Origin of the sequence: Kribbella pratensis (assembly GCF_004366075.1) — a bacterium.
GTDB lineage: Bacteria > Actinomycetota > Actinomycetes > Propionibacteriales > Kribbellaceae > Kribbella > Kribbella pratensis.
The window spans coordinates 2,362,253-2,381,629 of sequence record NZ_SODU01000001.1 but is presented as its reverse complement, the minus strand read 5'-3'; the positions used below and the strand labels follow the sequence as shown (position 1 = coordinate 2,381,629).

The 19,377-nt window shown below is 67.6% G+C and carries 18 protein-coding genes; 8 read left to right on the top strand and 10 right to left on the bottom strand.

The window, feature by feature from the left end; all coding sequences use genetic code 11:
* Window positions 1–10: 10 nt before the first annotated feature.
* From EV137_RS11360 to EV137_RS11345, 4 genes are all read left to right on the top strand, one after another.
* Complete coding sequence (locus EV137_RS11360; RefSeq protein ID WP_166679831.1) at window positions 11–358, top strand: GNAT family N-acetyltransferase; 348 nt, start codon at window positions 11–13, stop codon at window positions 356–358.
* 115 nt (window positions 359–473) lie between these two features.
* Complete coding sequence (pdxR, locus tag EV137_RS11355; RefSeq protein ID WP_134128349.1) at window positions 474–1,880, top strand: MocR-like pyridoxine biosynthesis transcription factor PdxR; 1,407 nt, start codon at window positions 474–476, stop codon at window positions 1,878–1,880.
* A 96-nt stretch (window positions 1,881–1,976) separates the two neighbouring features.
* A complete protein-coding gene (locus EV137_RS11350) occupies window positions 1,977–2,471 on the top strand; it encodes a hypothetical protein (protein ID WP_134128347.1) in 495 nt (164 codons plus the stop codon).
* 117 nt (window positions 2,472–2,588) lie between these two features.
* Window positions 2,589–3,617 carry a methyltransferase gene (locus tag EV137_RS11345; protein WP_134128345.1) on the top strand — a complete coding sequence of 343 codons (1,029 nt, stop codon included), beginning with the start codon at window positions 2,589–2,591 and terminating at the stop codon, window positions 3,615–3,617.
* Between the two features lie 106 nt (window positions 3,618–3,723).
* Here EV137_RS11345 and EV137_RS11340 read toward each other — a convergent pair whose 3' ends face one another.
* A complete protein-coding gene (locus EV137_RS11340; protein ID WP_238175229.1) occupies window positions 3,724–4,659 on the bottom strand; it encodes a LysR family transcriptional regulator in 936 nt (311 codons plus the stop codon).
* A 138-nt stretch (window positions 4,660–4,797) separates the two neighbouring features.
* Between EV137_RS11340 and EV137_RS11335 the strand changes: the two genes are divergently transcribed.
* On the top strand, window positions 4,798–5,727 hold the full coding sequence (locus tag EV137_RS11335) for an SRPBCC family protein (protein ID WP_238175228.1): 930 nt from the start codon (window positions 4,798–4,800) through the stop codon (window positions 5,725–5,727).
* On the opposite strand, the gene EV137_RS11330 is transcribed toward EV137_RS11335, so the two are convergent.
* The 8 genes from EV137_RS11330 to EV137_RS11295 all read right to left on the bottom strand — a co-directional run bounded on the left by EV137_RS11330 (window position 5,712) and on the right by EV137_RS11295 (window position 14,544).
* Complete coding sequence (locus tag EV137_RS11330; RefSeq protein ID WP_166679830.1) at window positions 5,712–7,343, bottom strand: AfsR/SARP family transcriptional regulator; 1,632 nt, start codon at window positions 7,341–7,343, stop codon at window positions 5,712–5,714. The genes EV137_RS11335 and EV137_RS11330 overlap by 16 nt on opposite strands.
* A 209-nt stretch (window positions 7,344–7,552) precedes the next feature.
* Window positions 7,553–8,026 carry a hypothetical protein gene (locus tag EV137_RS11325; protein ID WP_134128339.1) on the bottom strand — a complete coding sequence of 158 codons (474 nt, stop codon included), beginning with the start codon at window positions 8,024–8,026 and terminating at the stop codon, window positions 7,553–7,555.
* Between the two features lie 117 nt (window positions 8,027–8,143).
* Window positions 8,144–9,565: a MocR-like pyridoxine biosynthesis transcription factor PdxR gene (pdxR, locus tag EV137_RS11320; RefSeq protein WP_134128337.1), complete on the bottom strand. Its 1,422-nt coding sequence runs from the start codon at window positions 9,563–9,565 to the stop codon at window positions 8,144–8,146.
* 63 nt (window positions 9,566–9,628) lie between these two features.
* The gene (locus EV137_RS11315; protein ID WP_134000840.1) at window positions 9,629–10,009 is read right to left on the bottom strand and encodes a hypothetical protein; all 381 of its coding nucleotides are present in this window, start codon (window positions 10,007–10,009) and stop codon (window positions 9,629–9,631) included.
* A gap of 128 nt (window positions 10,010–10,137) precedes the next feature.
* Window positions 10,138–11,553, bottom strand: coding sequence for a rifampin monooxygenase (gene rox / locus EV137_RS11310; RefSeq protein WP_134128335.1), 1,416 nt, complete (start codon window positions 11,551–11,553; stop codon window positions 10,138–10,140).
* A 315-nt stretch (window positions 11,554–11,868) separates the two neighbouring features.
* The gene (locus EV137_RS11305) at window positions 11,869–13,128 is read right to left on the bottom strand and encodes an NAD(P)/FAD-dependent oxidoreductase (protein WP_238175227.1); all 1,260 of its coding nucleotides are present in this window, start codon (window positions 13,126–13,128) and stop codon (window positions 11,869–11,871) included.
* A gap of 211 nt (window positions 13,129–13,339) precedes the next feature.
* On the bottom strand, window positions 13,340–13,798 hold the full coding sequence (locus EV137_RS11300) for a carboxymuconolactone decarboxylase family protein (protein WP_134000834.1): 459 nt from the start codon (window positions 13,796–13,798) through the stop codon (window positions 13,340–13,342).
* A gap of 107 nt (window positions 13,799–13,905) precedes the next feature.
* Window positions 13,906–14,544 carry an HD domain-containing protein gene (locus tag EV137_RS11295; RefSeq protein ID WP_134128331.1) on the bottom strand — a complete coding sequence of 213 codons (639 nt, stop codon included), beginning with the start codon at window positions 14,542–14,544 and terminating at the stop codon, window positions 13,906–13,908.
* A gap of 93 nt (window positions 14,545–14,637) precedes the next feature.
* Between EV137_RS11295 and EV137_RS11290 the strand changes: the two genes are divergently transcribed.
* The 3 genes from EV137_RS11290 to larA all read left to right on the top strand — a co-directional run bounded on the left by EV137_RS11290 (window position 14,638) and on the right by larA (window position 19,066).
* On the top strand, window positions 14,638–15,645 hold the full coding sequence (locus tag EV137_RS11290; RefSeq protein WP_202870889.1) for a GlxA family transcriptional regulator: 1,008 nt from the start codon (window positions 14,638–14,640) through the stop codon (window positions 15,643–15,645).
* A gap of 233 nt (window positions 15,646–15,878) precedes the next feature.
* A complete protein-coding gene (locus EV137_RS11285; protein WP_134128329.1) occupies window positions 15,879–17,786 on the top strand; it encodes a beta-L-arabinofuranosidase domain-containing protein in 1,908 nt (635 codons plus the stop codon).
* Window positions 17,786–19,066 (top strand): nickel-dependent lactate racemase, encoded by a 1,281-nt coding sequence (gene larA, locus EV137_RS11280; protein ID WP_134128327.1) that lies wholly within the window; start codon window positions 17,786–17,788, stop codon window positions 19,064–19,066. The genes EV137_RS11285 and larA overlap by 1 nt, the downstream gene beginning before the upstream one ends.
* Window positions 19,067–19,071: 5 nt before the next feature.
* Here larA and EV137_RS40495 read toward each other — a convergent pair whose 3' ends face one another.
* Window positions 19,072–19,239: a hypothetical protein gene (locus EV137_RS40495; protein WP_166679829.1), complete on the bottom strand. Its 168-nt coding sequence runs from the start codon at window positions 19,237–19,239 to the stop codon at window positions 19,072–19,074.
* Window positions 19,240–19,377 lie beyond the last annotated feature (138 nt).

Genomic DNA, 19,377 nt, shown 5'->3' with positions numbered 1-19,377 from the left:
TGAGGGGCCGATGAGCGAGGAAGAGCTGATCGACAACACCGAGCAAGGTCGCTTCGAACTCCACCGCGACGAACACCTGGTCGGCTGGCTCTACTACACCCGCCTGAGGCCCAACCGCTACGCGCTCCGGCACACCGAGGTCGAAGCTGGTCATCAACACCAGGGCGTGGCGAGCGCGATGATCCGGCGAGTGTTCGACGAGATCCGTACGCGCGAAGGCACCGTGACTGCCATCTGCCCCTTCGTGGCCGACTTCGTCTCGCGTACGTCGACGTACGACGACCTGATCGATCCCCGGCACCCGGGCTATCCCGACCGCGCCACCGCGGAGGCGGCACAGCGAAAGACAACCAGCTGACCCCAGCCGACCCGAGCGACCTCGGCCCAAGGCGGAGAAACTCCGGCCGCGGGGCCGTGACGGCCTCGGCGTACAGGACTTCGCCCTGAGGCGGTCCGTTGGCGAGAATGCCGGGATGGATCTCCATCTGCACCTGGGCGAGGAGGGCGGGCTGGTCGAGCAGATCTACGCACAGCTGTACGAGCGAATCAGCACCGACGCTTTGCCCGCAGGAACGGTGCTGCCGTCCTCGCGTGACCTCGCCGCCCGGTTGTCGGTGTCGCGGGCGACGGTGGTCGCGGCGTACGAGCGGCTCGCCGCGCACGGGCTGATCCGCTCGCGCGCCGGAATCGGAACGATCGTCATCGATCGACGTAGCCACGCTTCGGCCGCACCGGCCGCGTCCCCGCTGCGGCCGCGCCCGATCTGGGCCGCCGAGCAGCTCGCAGTTCCGGATCTCGCCAGATCGGAACCTGAATTCGACTTCGGTCCCGGCATCCCCGGGCGCACCCAGTTCCCGTTCGCACGGTGGCGGGCGCTGCTCAACGACCAGCTGCGCATGCGTACCGAGGTCAACTACGCCGACCCGGCGGGCTCGGCCCGGCTGCGTGACGTGCTCGCGCGGCATCTGGTGGTGAGTCGTGGCGTCCGGATCGCGCCTGAGCAGCTCGTGATCACGACGGGTGCGCAGCAGGCGTTCGACATCGCCGCGCGCATTCTGCTCGAACCGGGCGACACGGTGGCAGTCGAGGATCCCGGTTACCTGCCGGCGTACCGAGGATTCCTCGCGCACGGAGCCCGCGTCGTCGGGGTGCCCGTCGACAATGAGGGGCTGGTTGTCGACCAACTCCCGGCCGAGGCACGGATGGTCTACGTGACGCCGTCGCACCAGTTTCCGCTCGGCATGCCGATGTCCGAGTCGCGCCGTACCGCGCTACTCGCCTGGGCCGCCCGGCACGACGCGGCGATCGTCGAGGACGACTACGACTCGGAGTTTCGCTTCACCGGACGTCCGCTCACGCCGCTGCAGGCGACCGACAGTGAGGGCCGCGTCCTGTACGTCGGGTCGTTCTCCAAGACGCTGCTGCCGGCCTTGCGGGTCGGGTTTCTCGGCGTTCCGGCGACGTTGGGTGAAGCCGCACGCCGCGCGAAGCTCGTCGCCGACTACGGCACCGCCGGCCACCTGCAGGCCGCGCTCGCAGTCTTCATCGAGGAGGGCGGCCTGGCTCGCCACATCCGGCGGATGCGGCGCGCATACGAGCGCCGGCATCACTTGCTGATCGGCACTCTGCGCGAGCACTTCGCCGGCATTCTCGAGCCGATCGAGTCCATCGGCGGGACGCATATGGCCGCGCTGCTCACGCCCGGACAACCGGATGACACGATCCTCGCCGCGCGCGCTCTCGCGGCGGGCGTGAGCGTTGGCACGATCTCGCGCTGGGGGATCGACCGCTCCGGTCCGAACGGCTTCGTCTTCGGGTACGGCGCCATCGCGTCCGAACGGATCCCCGACGGACTTGCCGCGCTGCGCCGCGTTATCTGATCGAGATTGGACTGGCGCAGAACAGCTCGAACCGGCCGTGCCACCGGGTCGGCGCCGTTCCTAAGCTGCCGCGGACACCCATCACCAGGAGGCCGGATGAGATCCCTGCGCATCGCCTCGTTCGCGATCGCCTCTGCCTGCGTCGTCGTCGGCACATCCATGGCCAACGCCTCGCCCCGCTGCGAGCAGATCGACGCGACGATCTACGACAAGGTCGTCACGGAGGGCTGCCCGCCCCCGGCCCAGGCCTGCGTCATCGGCACCGCCCGCGGTAAACACGGCTTCGACGCGAAGACCGTGTTCGTGCTCGGCTCCCGTGCCGATCCACCGTCGACATCACCCGGCTATCGCGCAGTCAGCGGCACGATCACGTACACCTTCAAGGACGGGGCGACGCTGACGGCCCTCGAGACCAGCATCGGCAACGTCAACACCACCACCGGCCTCGGCCACGCCGGCGGCACCCAGGAGTTCACCGGCGGCACTGGCCGTTACGAAGGCGCAACCGGCTTCACCTACCTCAGCCAACACTTCGAGACCGACCACTTCGTCACCCGAATCCAAGGCGAATCCTGCCGCGCAAAGAGCTGACCGATGACAGGTCCGGCGCTCTGGTCCAGACACCAGACGTCCGCGGATTCGGTCAGCTGTCTCCACCGCGCCTGCGGGGCCCGCCTGCTGCTCGCTGACCCAGTTACGGAGAAATCTATGGCGCAGACGCAACTCGACCCCTCTCACATAATGCAGGTGGGCATGGGGTTCTGGCCGTCGAAGACGCTCCTCTCGGCCGTCGAGCTCGAACTCTTCACAGAGCTCGGCGACGACTCGATGACCGCCGAGGCGATCCGCGACGCGCTTGGCCTTCATCCGCGTGGGATTCACGACTTCCTCGACGCGCTCGTCGCGCTCGGGTTCCTCGAACGCGACGGCGAAGGAAGTGAAGGCCGTTACTGCAACACCGCGGAAACTGCGGCCTTCCTCGACAAGCGAAGCCCCACGTACATAGGCGGCATCCTCGAGATGTCGAATGCACGGCTCTACGGCTTCTGGGGCGACCTGACAGAGGCGCTCAAAACGGGCAAGCCACAGAATGAGGTGAAGCACACGGGTAAGCCGATGTTCGAGGAGCTCTACGGCGACCCGGCGCGACTCGAGCAGTTCATGCAGGGGATGACGGGCTTGTCGCTCGGCAACTTCGAAGCGCTCGCCGAGACGTTCGACTTTTCACGCTACAAGACTGTCTGCGACATAGGCGGCGCAACCGGACAGCTGTGCGCCGTGCTCGCCGGCCACCACCCACACCTGCGCTTGACGACCTTCGACCTGCCCGTCGTAGCGCCGATCGCCGAGCGGGCAGTCGCCGCAGCGGGACTGGACGACCGCATCAGCATCGCCTCCGGTGACTTCTTCGCCGACCCGCTTCCGCAAGCGGACGTGATAACGATGGGCATGATCCTCCACGACTGGAACCTGGAACGGAAACAGCGCCTGGTCCGGGCGGCCTACGAGGCGCTCCCCGACGGCGGCGCCTACATAGTCATCGAGAACCTGATCGACGACGCCCGGCGCGAGAACTCATTCGGACTGATGATGTCGCTCAACATGCTGATCGAGTTCGGTGACGCGTTCGACTTCACCGGCGCCGATTTCGCCGAATGGTGCCGCGAGGCAGGCTTCCGCAACGTCGAGGTCCTGCCCCTCACAGGTCCCGCAAGCGCAGCAGTCGCCTACAAGTAGCGCAAGGGAAAGAATCATGCGTGGCGGTCGCGATCCTTTTCTACAGCGGTCGAATTGGGGCTTTGATGAAAGCGAAATGAAAGCCGCGTGTGTTTATGGGGACCGGTCAGCGTGCGGTGGCTTCGGGCTCAGGCAGCCATGCTCCGTCTGGAACTGCCAACCAGTCAGTACTCGACAGCTCGTCGACTGCTCGGTGGAGGGCGTCGAGGCCGGGGTGGCGGAGATCGGCCCGCCAGATCATCGTCCACGGATACAGGGCAACGGGGTCCACGAGTGGACGTAGTACAGCACCGGCAACGGGCCGTTGCGTACTCATCGTCAAGATCGGCGCATTCCGGTTCCGGATGTGCTGCCCGAGTTCGTCGTTCCCCTCGACGTGCGGATGTGCGCCGGCGGGATCGACCCCGATCGACGCCAGGAGTTGCCGTACGGCGTGCTCCCAGCCCGGCGTTGCGTGATTCCCCGCCCGCGAACACAGTGCAGTACCACGCAAGGACTCCAGCGGTACGACGGCGAGCTCGGCCAGTGGATGCAGGTGAGGTAGTAACACGGCCAGCGGTTCGTACCGTACGAGGCGTTGCCGCAGACCATCCGCCGTACCGGGTATCCGACCGAAGGTAACGTCGAGTCGCTCCGCCAGGAGCAGCGGTATCGCGTCCTCACCACCGGTATGGAAGCGGGCGAAGAACTCCAGATCGGGCGCATGCAGCCGTGCGGCGGCGAGCACGAGGGCAGGACTGAGGCCGGGGCCGACCACGTCCACCGTCAAGGACGGAGCCTCGCCGCGGAGTTCTCGCACGACCTGGTCGTGCAGCTTCAGCAACTCCCGAGTACGGGCCAGGAACTTCTGGCCGGACGGCGTCAGCTCGACCTGGCGAGTGGTCCGATCCAGCAGCCTGACACCCAAACGGTCTTCGAGCCGGCGGATGTCGCGGCTCAGTGCCTGTTGCGCGATGAACAGTCGCTGCGCGGCGCGGCCGAAATGCAGCTCCTCAGCCACCGCGACGAAGTAGCGCAGCAGCCGGATATCCAGGTCGTCCACCGCACCATTAACGCACATTCTGTTGTCAATCGGCGGACAACAGGTGTTGGCCCTGACCCCAGTTATTCGGCGAGTGTTGAGGCACCGGAGCGCACCGGGCATCCGCAGAAGAAAGCACCTGACTGCAGGGAGCAGGGAATGAACAACGTCATGACCGTCGGCAACAGCTACACGACCAGCCTCATCATCGCCAAGACACCCAGGGAGGTGTTCGCCGCCGTTCTGGATCCACGGTCCTGGTGGTCCGAAGGCATCCAGGGCGACACCGCCAAGGTGGGCGACGAGTTCCGTCACCGCTACCAGGATGTCCATTTCTGTCGTCTTCGGGTGACCCAGGTCGTTCCCGACAAGCTGGTCGAGTGGCTTGTTGTGGAGAACTCCTTCAACTTCGTGGCGGACAAGACCGAATGGGTCGGTACGACGGTCAGCTTCGAGATCACCGAGGTGCAGGACGGCACCGAACTCAGGTTCACCCATCACGGACTCGTCCCGGAGTACGAGTGCTACGACGCGTGCAGCCAGGGGTGGAACTTCTATATCGGCGAAAGCCTGTACGGCCTGGTCGCCACGGGACAGGGACAACCGAACGCGGAAGGCACTGCCCGCACCGCCGCCGAGCGCGATCTGGGCACGTCGGGAAGATTCTCCACGGGATTCATGACCGACGCCGCACCCGACGTGGTCGTCGAGGCCATCCTCGACGCGCGCGGATGGTGGTCCCGCAGTATCGAGGGCAGCACCAACAGCCGGGGTGACGAGTTCACCTTCGAGGTAGCCGGTGTGCACTGGTGTCGCATCCGGCTGGCCGATGTTGTCCCTGGCAAGCAGGTCGTGTGGGACGTGCTGGATGCTCGGATCGAGGGCCTCGACGACCAGCGCGAGTGGATCGGCACGCGCATCGTCTTCGACGTCGCGGCCGAGGATGGAGGCTCGGCCGTCACGCTCACCCACATCGGGCTCCAGTCCGACCTGGAGTGTTACGAGAGGTGCTCCACGGCGTGGCAGCACCTGATGAGTGACAGCCTTCGTACCCTGATTGCAACCGGACAAGGTCACCCGTACCCGTGAGTGGAACGGCGGCCGGCCGGCGCTGCGGACAGTTCGATACCAACCCGGCCCCGGGTTATGGTCGTCGGATCGCTGACGGCGGGGGCGCCGCCGGCTGCCGGTACCCGGAGAACGCGGAACATGCGCGCTGCATTGGGCTGGAAGTGGCGGTAGGGCCACGAGACGCTCGTGCGCGGATCCTCGCTGTCGTCACAGGTCAGCGCGTCGAGCGGAGCGTCCCGCAGCGAGGACACCACCTTGTCGAGGGGCCAGGTCGGCCGGAGTTCGAGTTGGGCGGCGACCAGGGTGAGCGCCAGGGGGAGACCGGCGCACCGCGTGGTCAGTTCGTCGATCGCGGCTGCGTCCTGACTCAGGCGATCCGACCCGACTCGCGCCGCCAGTAGCTGCCTGGCATCGGCCGGCGTCAACAGATCCAACCGGACCGGACGGGCCTGCTCCGCTGCGACGAGGCTGACCAGTTCGCTGCGGCTGGTGACCAAAGTGAGGCAGTTCGGACCGGTGGCCAGCAGCGGCCGGACCTGGTCGGCGGACCGGGCGTTGTCGAGCACGACCAGCACCGAACGATCAGCGAGAACGCTGCGGAACAACGTCGCTTGGTCCCCGACTGCGAGTTGGTCGGGCGAAAGCCCCAAGGCAACGAGGAACTGGTTCAGCACGTCCGCCGGTTCGGCCGGCTCTGCCGAGGGCGCGAAGCCCTTCAGATCGACATACAGGACGCCGTCGGGGAATCGGTCAGCGATGCGCCGGGCCCACTGGACCGCCAAGGCTGTCTTGCCGATTCCCGCTGGGCCGATGAGCAGCACCACGCCGGACCGGCGATCGTCGTGCAGCATCTCGTCGAGGTTTCGGAGCTCAGCGGTCCGGCCGGTGAACGCTCGGAGTCCGATAGGGAGCTGTTGTGGGATGACGGTGCTACCCGGCTCGGTCACGGCCAGCAAGGCTTGATGCAGCTCTCGCAACTCGGGCCCGGGGCCGGCCCCGAGCAGGTCGGCCAGGCGCCGCGAGACGTCGCTGTACGTCGCGAACGCGTCCGCCGGTCGACCGACAGCGTGCTGTGCACGCATCAGCATCGCCCAGAGATGCTCCCGGGTGGGATGCCGTCCCACGAGTTCCAGTAGTCGCGGAATCACCGCCGCGCTTTGTCCGAGTTCCATCTGAGCCTCCAGGTGGAGTTCGACGGCGTGCAGACGTTCTTCCAGCAGCCTGGGAACCCCGTTCCGCGTCAACGCTTGGGTGTCGAGATCAGCCAGCGGCTCACCGCGCCAAACTTCACAGGCTTCCGCCAGCAGGGCTGCCCTGATCTCGGCGGAGGACTCTGTCTCAGCCTGTTCGACGAGTCGGCGGAATTCCGTCAGGTCAAGCTGCTCGACGTCCAAGTGGATGCAGTAGCCGGTCCCGTCGGTGCTGATCAATCTCCGGTCGACGTCACCGAGGGCGGCGCGCAGCCGTGACACATAGACCTGTAGTGCGCTGCGGGGCCGGCTGGGAAGCTCGTCGTCCCGCCACAGCAGATCGATCAGTTGACCGACCGGTATCGTGCGGTTCGGTCGCAGGAGGAGTGCTGCCAGCAGCACCCGCGGCCGATGCGACGGCAACTCGACAGGTCGCCCGTCCATCACTACCTCGACCGGGCCGAGGATGCCGAACCACCGTCCGGCTTGCCGACCTGATGAGCCATCCGACGCAACCATCTCCGGGCCTCTCTCACTAGCCGCCGACGATGACCGCGATGCAGGTAGACCGTCGGTACGTGGACCACGCCCGATGCCGAGGTCGCGGGCCGGGCCACTTCGGGAGGTGGTGGCCCGGCCCGCGGGGGAGGGTGTCAGCTTGGGGCGTCCAGGTAGGTGCCCTGGTCCAGGACGCCCAGCCAGTGACCGTGCTTGTACGTGTAGGTGACCGTGGTCAGCGCCCGCTGGTGGTAGTCAATGGACGGGATGTCGTACGTCGCGTCGTAGACGATCACCGCCGTACGGCAGCCGTCGACCCGCCGCGACAGCTCGGTCCACGACCAGATCGCCCACTTGCGCTCGAAGTGGGTCTTCGCGCCGGCCATGATCTGCTCGATGCCGTACGCCGCTTTGCCGCTCGGGTCGATGCTGATCGCCTCTGTGTCGTGCACCGCCCGCCACTCGTCGGCCTTGAAGTCGCGGAACGATTCCATGTCCTGCCGCTGGGCGGCGTCGAACCGCTGCGCGCAGCGCCGGTCACTGTGGCCGGCGGCCGCGGGCGCCAGTGGTGCCGCGGCAGTTGCGGCGACGACAGCGACGCCGACGAGGTGCTTGATCGTGAACTGCATGATGCCTGACCTGCCGATCGGTAGCCCGGAGGACTGTCGGTCAGCACGCTAGTCAGCCGGGCACGCCCTGCCACGGGCCAGAACCGCACCGATCGACCTGGACCGGTCGCGAAAAGGTCACGGCACCGGCAGACATTGCCGCAGCAGCCGCAGTCCGTCGGCGATGTGGTTGACCGGGATCCCGCCGTACCCGATCAGCAGGCCGTTGCGGCGTTCCCTGATCGCGAACCTCGACAGCGAGTCGATCCCGACCCCGGCGTCTTTGGCACGCGCGACGACGCCCGTGTCCATCGGGCCGCCGGCGGCGATCGTGGCCGAGAGATGAAGGCCGGCCATCGCCGGCACCGGTTCCAACAGCCCGTCGAACTCGCGCCACAGCGTTTCCCTCATGGTGTGATGACGTTCGGCGTACAGGCGCCGCATCCGCCGAATGTGCCGCGCCAGGGAGCCGTCGTCGACGAAGCGCGCGAGCGCCGACTGCAGTGGAACCGCCGTGTGCCAATCGGTCAGCTGCTTGGCCTTGCGGAACGCAGCACCCAGCGTCGGTGGAACAACCAAGAACCCCAGCCGCAGCGTCGGCAGCAGCACCTTCGAGAAGGAGGCGGCGTAGATCACGCGGCCGTTCGGATCGAGACTGTGCAGCGGCTCGAGCGGCCGCCCGGCGTACCGGAACTCGCTGTCGTAGTCGTCCTCGACGATCACAGCTCCGACTCGTTCGGCCCACTGCAGCAGGGCCGTTCGCCGCGTCGGTGACATCGCCATGCCCAGCGGAAACTGATGCGACGGCGTCACGTAGACCAACCGTGCGTCGTCGGGCAGCGCATCGACGACCAGGCCTTCGCCGTCCACCGGGACGCCAACCACTCGGGCGCCGGCGGCTTCGAAGAGCAGCCGCGGCGGGTCGTACCCCGGATCCTCCACCGCTACGGTATCGCCGGGTTCGAGCAGTACCTTCGCCGTCAGGTCGGCTGCCTGCTGGATACCGCTGGTGACGATCAGGTCTTCGACCCGTGCGCGCACGCCCCGGGACACCGCGACATGTCGGGCGAGTGCTTCCCGGAGGGGCAGCAGTCCGGCCGGAGTGATATGAGCGCCACGACCGACCGCGCGCGGGCGTAGTTCGTCGGAGACGAGGCGGCGCCAGGCGGCGTACGGGAACTCGCCCGCGTCCGGAATACCGGCTCGGAAGTCGTAGGCCGGCGCGGCAGCCGACAGGTCGTCGAACTCGGGAATCAGGTCCCACGCCGCCCGAGCCCGCAACGGCGCACTGGGAGGGTCGGCAGCCACCCGCGCCGATGGTGGTACGCCGTTGACGGTCGTACCGACGCCTGTTCGGCTGGTGAGGAAGCCCTCGGCAACCAGACGGTCGTACGCCACGGCGACGGTATTGCGTGACACACCGAGCCGGCCGGACAGCTCGCGCGTCGACGGCACCGTCGCTCCGGCGCGCAGCTCATTCGCCAGGATCCGATCACGGATCTGCCGGTAGATCTGCCCAGCCAACTCCCGTCGCCCCACCAGGTTCAGGTGCAACTCCACCACTTCACCCTAGACCCGCCACCCGCCCTTCCAGCTGAGCCGCCGCCACGCCGCCCAGATCGCTCACACGGCCGGCGGTAGCTCAGCAGGAGCCGGGGTGGTGGCCGGGTCGTACTCGTGGATGTCGGCGACCGGGTACATCCCGACGTACACCTTGCCGCCGGAGACGGTCGCTCCCCAGCCGCCGGTGCCGGTCGACAGCGTCTGGTGCGCCACGATGGTGCGCGAGGCGAGATCGAACCGGCCGATCACGGCGGGCTGCAGCCCTCGCGTCACCAGATACAGGTCGTCGCCGTCGAGGGTGGCTCCGACCAGCGGGGCCGAGATGATGCCCGGGCCGAGCGGGGTGGGGCTGCAGCCGCCGGCCGCGACCGCCCGCACACTCGGCAGCGAAACCGCCGCACCGGCACCGGCTGCAAGACCCAGGAATTGTCTTCTGTGCATGATCGCCCCTAGCTGCCGGCTGATAACGGCAATGACCGTAATTCGCGTCAGCGGCCCTGTCAACGGCGGGTGAGCTCATCGCGGCTGCACGCGAAGTCGGCTGTCCTGCGCCCTCTTCTGCTGAGTGATCAGCCGAACCAGGTGCGCAGGTGGGGAAGCAGATCCTGCTGCTCTTCGCCGGCCCAGGCGACGTGGCCGTCCGGGCGCAGGAGTACGGCGGGGACGTCCAGGTCCTCGCTGGCGTCGACCACGTGGTCGACCCGGTCCTCCCAGCCCGCAACCGACAGCCGGCCGGTCTGGTCGAGCAGCAGCCCGCGGCCCGTACGCATTCGCTCGTAGAGCCGGCCGCTCTTCAGGTTGACGTCCCGCATCCGTCGGCCGAGCAGGTGATGGCCCTCGCCGAAGTCGTAGCGGATCCCGAGCCCGGTGATCTTCTCGATCAGATAGGTCTGCACCTCCGGGAACTCCATAAGCTCCGACACCAGCCGGCGCGCCGCCTGCGGACCTGGCTCGATGGACATCAGCTCGCTCTGCGCGCGGGTGTTGTCCAGTACGGCGGCCGCCACCGGGCGCCGTTCGGTCTCGTAGCTGTCCAGCAGTCCCTCCGGCGCCCAGCCCTTGATCTGGGCGGCCAATTTCCAGCCGATGTTGAAGGCGTCCTGCATCCCGAGGCCGAGGCCCTGGCCGCCGAGTGGCGGGTGGATGTGCGCCGCATCGCCGGCCAGCAGCACGCGGCCGTCTCGGTACCGCTCGGCCAGCCTGGTCGCGTCGGCGAAACGGGACAGCCAGGTCGGCGAGTGCACGCCGAAGTCGGTGCCGGCGAACGCCTGCAGTTGTTGCTTCAGCTCGTCCATGGTGGGCGGAACCGTCCGGTCCTCGGCCACGGTGGCGGCCGGTACGACGACGCGATACAGATCTCCGTCGGACGGCCCGACGCCGAACCGCAGATCGGTCTTGCGGATTTCGGTGACCACGGCAACCACTTCTTCCAGCGGAGCGGTCACCTTCATCTCGCCCGTCAGCCATTGGGTATGCGGCGGCTCGCCGGGGAAGTCGATGCCGAGCAGCTTGCGCACGGTGCTGCGGCCGCCGTCGCAGCCGACGAGGTAGCGCGACCGTTCCTGTCTGCCGTCTGACAGCTCGGCTGTCACTCCCTCGTCGTCCTGGCTCAGCCCGACCAGCTCACAGCCGCGCCGGATCTCGACACCGACTTCGGCGGCGTGCTCGATCAGCAGCCGCTCGACGACCGGCTGCTTGATGGCGAGAGTGAACGGATAGGGCGTGTCGAGGCGCACCGGCTGCGGCTTGGTGATGCCGGCGAAGTGGTTGCCGACCGGGTACTGCTGGCCCAGCTCGAAGAACCGGTCCAGCAGGCCGCGCTGGTCCAGCACCTCGAGACTGCGGACGTGCAGGCCGAGCGCGCGGATCTCCTTGGTCGGCTCCGCCAGCCGTTCGAGCACGAGCACACCGATGCCGTGCAATCGCAGTTCGCTCGCCAGCATGATGCCGGTCGGTCCGCCGCCGGCAATGATCACGTCAAACATGAATCCCCTGGGTCGAAGTTGCCTTCCGGCCGGCTGTTCCGCGGCCCTGCGCATCCCTCCCAGTTCCCGCGGGTTCCGGCCAAGGCCGAGGATTCTCCAGCACGACCCGGGGCTTGCGGCAAGTCCCCCCGTGCGCTATAGATTGGAAATGTGGCGAGGAGTTCAACTCCTTGCTAGTTAAGGAACCCGCGCCAGGTCACGGGACCATCAGTTGCCGTCAGCATCTACCTCGTCGTCGGATGAAGGCTGGGTGACTGAACTCTTCAGCGCGCCGATCGGCGTCTTGCCACACCGTGCTGGACCGATCCCGGACCGTCAGCTGGGGGCGGTGCAGTCGAGGCGTACCTGGTCGGCGCCGATCAGGCCGAACTGCACCGCTTGCGGCGGCATGATGGTGTTGATCGCCCAGTCTGTCGCGGTCCGGGTGCGGTTCCCCGGCAGCGAGAGCAGGTGGTATCCGCGCGTGACCGCTTTGGCGGGGAGCCCGGACAGCGGGACCCCGAGCGGGTTGGCGGCCGACTGCCATCCGCCGAGATCGACCAGGAAGCCGAGATCGTGGTGCTTGTACGGCTCGAGGTCGGCGCCTGCCAGCGAGGCGGCGACGTTGCGGGCGACCAGCTTGCCCTGGCGCTGGGCGTGCTGCGCGGTCATCCCGGTGACCGACCCGGGCCGGGTGACGTCGGGGACGGCGGCGCAGTCCCCGACGGCGAACACGTGCGAGCGGCCCTCTACGACGAGCGTCTCGTGAACCCGGAGCCGGCCGCGATCGATGGGCAGTGAGAGCCCGTCGACCAACGGGTCCGGCCGTACCCCGACACACCAGATGAGCGATCGGGTGGGGATCTCCTCGCCCTTGGTCATCCGCAGGCAGTCCGGCGCGGCGTACTCGACGGACTCGCCGGTGCGGACGTCGACGCCGCGCTTGCGTAGTACGCGCTCGGCGGTTGCTGACATCCGCGGGTGGAGTCCCGGCAGGAGTCGGTCCGCGAGGTCGGCCAGCACCCAGCGCACCCGCTGGTTGCGCAGTGCGGGTAGTTGCTTGAGCAGCCGGCGGGTGAACAGCTGGCCTTGGGCGGCGACCTCGGTGCCGGTGTATCCGGCTCCGACCACGACGAAAGTGCATCGCGCGTCGCGTTCGTCGCGGTCGTTGGTCGCCGCCGCGAGTTCCAGCTGACGGGTGATGTGGTCGCGCAGGAACAGCGCCTCGGAGATGCTCCGGAAACCGTGTGCGTACTCGGCGACGCCGGGAATCGGCAGCAGCTTGTTCACGCTGCCCGACGCCAGCACCAGCCGGTCGAACTCCGCCGTACTGCGTCGCCCTTCGGGGTCGACCCATTCGACGCCGTGGCCGTTGATGTCGATTGCCGTGACCATGCCGAGTTTGAGCTTCACCTTCGGTAGCCGGTCCGGCAGCGACACGCAGATCCGCCGCGGTTCCAGCACCCCGGCCGCGACCTCGGGGAGCAACGGCAGGTACAGGAAGTAGTCGGTCGGATTGATCAGCACGATCTCGGCCTCAGGCGCGACCCGCTGCAACCCTCGCGCCGCGTGATACCCCGCAAACCCCGCACCCACGATTACCACCCGCGCACTGCTCATCAGCTGTCAGGGCCACCAACCGGTGATCCCCTCCTCCTCTCGTCCACTCACGAACGACCACACACCAGCCAAGCATGGCTGATGACTTGGCGACGACCCTTACGGTCTACTTTCGGTGGTTCCGGTGAGGCCATCGCGAAGGCGACCAGCCTGCTGGCGCCTGGCGACGGCCGCGATGCCCTCGCGGTCAGCCGGCGACAGGGTACCGACTGGTGATGGCGACGCGGTTGAAGGCGTTGATCACTGTGACCAGCCAGGCGACGGCCGAGATCTGGACCGGGGTGAGGGCGGCCGCGGCGGCGTCGTAGTCGGCGTCGCTGACGTGCCCGTCCGACACGAGGGTGATCGCTTCGGTCAGGCGCAGGGCGGCGCGGTCGGTCTCGGAGAAGTAGCCGGTCTCCTCCCAGGCGGGCAGTACGGCGATCCGGTCGGGATTTTCGCCCTTCTTCCGGGCATCACCGGTGTGCATGCGCAGGCAGAACGCGCAGCCGTTGATCTGGGAAGCGCGGATCCTCACCAGCTCGACCAGGAGCGGGTCGAGGCCGGCCGCGGCGGCGTTGTTCTCCGCCTCCACGGACAATGCGATGAGGGCTTTGTAGGCGGTCGGGTGCTGCTTGTCGATGCTGACCCGCTGCGTGTTCGTCACGATTCCTCCGATTGTTCGGGTTGGGCCTACGGCCCGTGGGTTTGCGGCAAATGGAGCAACGTCGAGTTGCCGGCCGGTTGTCGATCTTGAGCTCGGCGCGTGGCGGCTCAGGTCGGCCAGGGGGCTGACCGGACGCGGTCGACCACGCTGAGCCGACGGAAGCCCGGTACGAATTCCGCCAGTACGTCGGCGTTCATCGTGCCGAAGGTGGTGTCCGGCCGGTCCTTCAGCGCGTCGACGAACGTCTGCAGGAACTCCTGCTTGAAATCCCCGCGCGGATCGGCCGCCGTCACCGCCGCCACGTCCGCCGGTTCCAGCTGGTCGAGACCAAAGCCGATCGCGTCGGTCATCACGCCGTACGTCGTGACGGCGATCTCCGGCCCCATCCGGCTGGGCACCTCCGGCGTCGTGTGCAGCGCGATGGCCGTCCACACCACATCCGCCGCGCCCTTGCTGAATCCGCGCTCCAGCAGGAACCGGCGGGCGTGTTCCGCGCCGTCCAGCTCGAACCGCTGCTCGGTACCGGAGAACGGCGTGAGCAGGCCGGCGTCGTGAAAGAGGGCGGACAGGTAGACCAGCTCCGGATCCGGCTCCAGCCCCAGCAGCCGGGCGTGCAGCATCCCGAAGACGAACACCCGCCGGGAGTGGTGATAGATGAGCGGGCTGGAGTGCTCGCGGACCCACTGCGCGGCTTCGGCGGCCGCTGGTGTCTCGGGGATGCGCACTGCTGCGATGATCTCGGTCATGGACCTTGCACTTTCCGGTGTCGTTGCGGCGAACGGTTCGCCCGGTCTCCACGGTCACGCACTCCCCGTCTCGCGCGCCGCCTCGGTACGGCCATGAACCACCCGCATCCGGACACGCCTGCCCCACAGGTGTCGTCCGGGCCGCACCAGGTGGCGATCCTCGTGTACGACGGCGTCAAGTTGCTCGATATCGCGGGTCCGGCCGACGTGTTCGCCGAAGCCAATCGGTTGGGCGCCGAGTACCAGGTGGTACTGGTGTCGCCGACTGGTCAGCCCGTCACCTCGTCGATCGGCATCCGCATGGATGTCGACGGCGACACCGGCGCGGCGCCGGCCGCCGACACGTTCCTGGTCGCCGGTGGCGATGTCTACCCCCGAACCGCGATCGACCGCGACGTGGTCGAGGCGGCCCGCACACTGGCTGCACGTGCGGGCCGGGTGGGATCGATCTGCACGGGCGCGTTCGTCCTGGGCGCGGCCGGACTGCTCGACGGCAAGCGGGCCACGACGCACTGGAAGGTGGCACACGAACTCGCCGACCGGCACCCCTCGACGACGGTCGAGCCCGACTCGATCTACGTCCGCGACGGTACGACGTACACGTCGGCGGGCGTGAGTGCCGGCATCGACCTGGCGCTGGCACTCGTCGAGGAGGACCACGGGCCCGAGCTGACCCGGAACGCGGCCCGTCACCTCGTCGTGTACCTGCAGCGCTCGGGCGGTCAGTCGCAGTTCTCCGTCCCTCTGCAGGGCCCGCCGCCGAGAACGCCGGCGCTGCGTACGATCGTCGATCTGGTGACGGCCGATCCGTCCGGCGACTACTCCCTCGCCGAACTCGCTCGGCACCTCAACGTGAGCCCGCGGCACCTCACCCGGCTCTTCCACGACGAACTGGCCACCACGCCGACACGGTACGTGGAGCTGATCCGGTTCGACCTGGCCAAGGCGTTGCTCGACCAGGGCCACACCGCGACGCAGGCGGCTGCGCGCGCCGGCTTCCCGAGCTACGAGAGTCTGCGTCGAGTCTTCGCTCGCGAGCTGGCGATCTCGCCGGCCGCGTACCAGCGCCGCTTCAGCACGGCGCGACGCAGCTCGAGCTAGCCGCCGCCGACCAACAGCCGCCGTCGTGATCGCGGAACTTCGCTTGAGACTGGTGCTTGATCGAGCACATATTGATCCCATGATTTTCTAGTGGTCATGGCGGTACTGTGGAGAGTAGGTCATACTGGACGACGCCGGAGGGGAAGAAAGATCCCATCTATCGCCGATTGCGAGGGAGCCTGCCATGACGAACTGCCTGGCTGTCGGCCTGCGGATCGAGTGAGATGTCGCGGATGTCTGACGCGGGGTTGCTGCGGACGGTCGTTGGGTCGGGTGGGCAGACGGGGCTGACGGACGGACCGGCGAAGGATCGATGGCGGCTGAACACGCGCTACCTACGGAGTCTCAGCGCCGGCAACCTGCTGCGGCCGTACCGTGCGGAGGCCGGCCTGTGGAGCTACTCCGGGTCGTGGGGTACGACGATCGGCGCCGCGGCCGCCGACGGGCCGGAGGACTGGCACTGGGGCTGGGAGTCGATCACCTGCGAGTTGCGTGGGCACATCCTCGGGCATTGGCTGTCCGCAGCGGCCCGGATCGGCCGCCAGGACCCTGAGGTAGCCGCTCGAGCGTCCATGATCGTCGCTGAGCTCGCCGCGTGCCAGCGCGCCAACGGCGGACGATGGGCGGCGTCCATCCCACCGGCGTACTTCGAACGGCTGGTCGCGGGCAAGCCGGTGTGGGCTCCGCAGTACGTCGTCCACAAGACGCTGATGGGATTGCTCGATCAGTACCGGATCGCCGGCAACGAAGAGGCCCTCGGCGTGGTTTCGGCCTTCGCCGGTTGGTTCCACGACTGGACCGGGAAGCTGTCGCGCGAACAGTTGGACGACGTACTCGACCAGGAGACGGGTGGGATGCTCGAGGTGTGGGCGGACCTCCTCGCGTTCACCGGCGACCAGCGCGCCGCCGATCTCGTCGAGCGCTACGACCGTCCGCGGTTCTTCGAGCCGCTGCTCGCCGGTATCGATGTGCTGACCAACAAGCATGCGAACACCCAGATCGCAGAGATCTTGGGCGCCGCGCGGGCGTGGGAGGTCACTGGCGTGCAGCGCTGGCGCGACATCGTCGAGGCCTTCTGGAACGCTGCTGTGGAAACGCGTGGAACCTACTGCACGGGCGGCAGCAGTTGCGGCGAGGTCTGGCAGCCGCCGGGTGAACAGTCCGCACGTCTCCACGCGGTGCAGGAGCATTGCCTTGTTTACAACCTGATGCGACTCGCCGCCGTCTTGTTCCGCTGGACCGGCGATCACCGGTACGCCGACTACTGGGAACGCAACCTGGTCAACGGTATCTGGGCGCAGCAGCACCCGGATACCGGCATGCCGGCGTACTTCCTGCCCTTGGCAGCCGGAAGCCGCAAGCAGTGGGGCCGGCCGACCGAGGACTGCTGGTGCTGCCACGGAACGTTGCTCCAGGCACACGCCTCGATCGACGAGGCCGCGCTGTACGTCGACGGCACCGGGATCTCGATCAGCCAGTACCTGAACTCGGTCACGACCTGGCCCGATCTGTTCGGCGGACGTGTCCAGGTCACCATCTCGGCCGACCCCGAGGAAGGGGTCGTCCTCGGGCAACGACAGACCCTCCACGGTGCCGCCGGAATCCAGGAATTGCTGTCACGACCGCTACCGCCGCGGCGGCCGAACCACCGCGTCTACGTTGTCGACGTTCACTGCCATCGGCCGTCGAGGTTCGAGCTCAGGCTTCGGGTTCCGTCGTGGGCCGTCGGGGCACCGATGCTCGAGATCGACGGCAAGCCGGTGCCGGTGACTGTGGACAACAGCTGGATTGTCGCCTCGCAGGTCTGGAGCAGCCAGCACATTCGGCTGACCGTGGGGTCAGAGCTGAGCACAGTGCCATTGGCGGATCAGCCCGATACGGTCGCGGTGCTCGACGGCCCAGTGGTCCTTGCCGGTCTGACCAGCCAAGAGTCCGTCCTGTTCGGCGAACCGGACGAGCCGACGAGTTTCCTCACACCCGACCAGGAACGACACCACAGTTGGTGGCGGACGGGGACCTATCGAACCGTGGGTCAGCCGACAGGCATCCGCTTCGTCCCGCTCGCCGAAATCCGCGACGAGCCGTACACCGTCTACTTCCCCCTGCAGGCCCAAAGAGCTTCTGATCGGGAGATGCCTTGATGACCGACGTGCGACTGGCGTACGGCGACAACGGATTGCGACTGGCAGTAGACCCGGATGTGACGACGGTTGTCGAACCAATGCACAGTGTCGCGGCTGCCGACCAACTGAAGGCCCTTCGCATGGCGCTGCGCGAGCCGGTGGCCGGCCCGCCGTTGCGTGAGCGGGTTCGCCCCGGGCAGTCGGTAGCCATCTCGGCCTGTGACGGTACCCGGCCACAGCCGCGGCAATTGATGATTCCTGCCATCCTCGAGGAGCTGGACGGAATCGTGGCCCTGGACGACGTCGTCGTCCTGGTCGCTACCGGCACCCACCGTGGAAACACCGAGGCTGAACTCCGCCTGATGTTCGGTGACGAGATCGCAGATTCGGTGCGTATCGTGAACCACGACAGCCGGGATTCGTCACAGTTGGTTTGGCGCGGCACGCACGGCAACGACGTACCGGTGTGGCTGAACCGGGAGTGGACCGAGGCGGACGTCAGGATCACCACCGGTTTCGTCGAGCCGCACTTCTTCGCGGGTTTCTCCGGAGGCCCGAAACTGGTGGCGCCCGGCCTCGCCGGCCTGGAGACGGTCCTGGTCCTGCACGACGCATCGAGGATCGGTGACTCGAGGGCGACCTGGGGTGTCACGAAGGGCAACCCGGTTCACGACGACGTCCGAGCCATCGCCGAGGCGACCGGCGTGACGTTCGCGCTGGACGTCGTACTGAACCGGGACAAGGACATCGTCGCGGCGTTCGGCGGTGATCTGCTGCCGATGCACGCGGCCGCGGCGTCCTTCGCGCGCCACATCGCGATGCGGCCCGTCGACAGACGGTTCGATGTCGTCGTGACCACGAACTCCGGCTTCCCGCTCGACCAGAACCTGTACCAGGCCGTCAAGGGCATGTCGGCCGCCTATCAAGTCGTCCGGCCGGGCGGAACGATCATCTGTGCGGCCGAGTGCCGTGACGGCTTCCCCGACCACGGCCTGTACCGCAAGACCCTCGAGACGGCTCCTTCGCCGCAGGCGCTGCTGACAGAGATCGCCTCCCGGTCGGTCACCGTTCCCGATCAATGGCAGATACAGATCCAGGCCAAGATCCAGTCGGCGAATCGGGTCGTCATGCACACCGGATACCTGAGTGACGCGGACCTCGCCGCCGTCCAGCTCGAGCAGACGCACGACATCTCGGCAACCGCCGCGGAGGCCCTCGCGGCCGCCGGCCCGGGCGCGACGATGTGCGTCCTCCCGGAAGGACCACAAACCATCCCGTACCTGGCACGAGAGCACTAGCTGCCTCAGGTACGTGCTCCCCGGATCCCGCAGAGTGACCGGGCCGCGGGTTCGGTGACGGCGGAGTCGCCGGCGGCGATCGCGTCGACCAGTGCGATGTGCTCGTTGTGTGTGCGGTTCAGGTCCTCGTCGGTCGACCCGGGTGGTTTTCCCAGCCCCGGGAGCCCGACCATCAGGGCAGGACGACTGCTGGCAGGACACTGATCCGGCGGTACGTCCTGGCACTGTCCATGCGGGGCAGGCACCGGCCGCGGTTGCAGGAACTGCGGTACCGCCGCTAAGCGGCGGTTGTCGTCATGGGAGCACAGCAG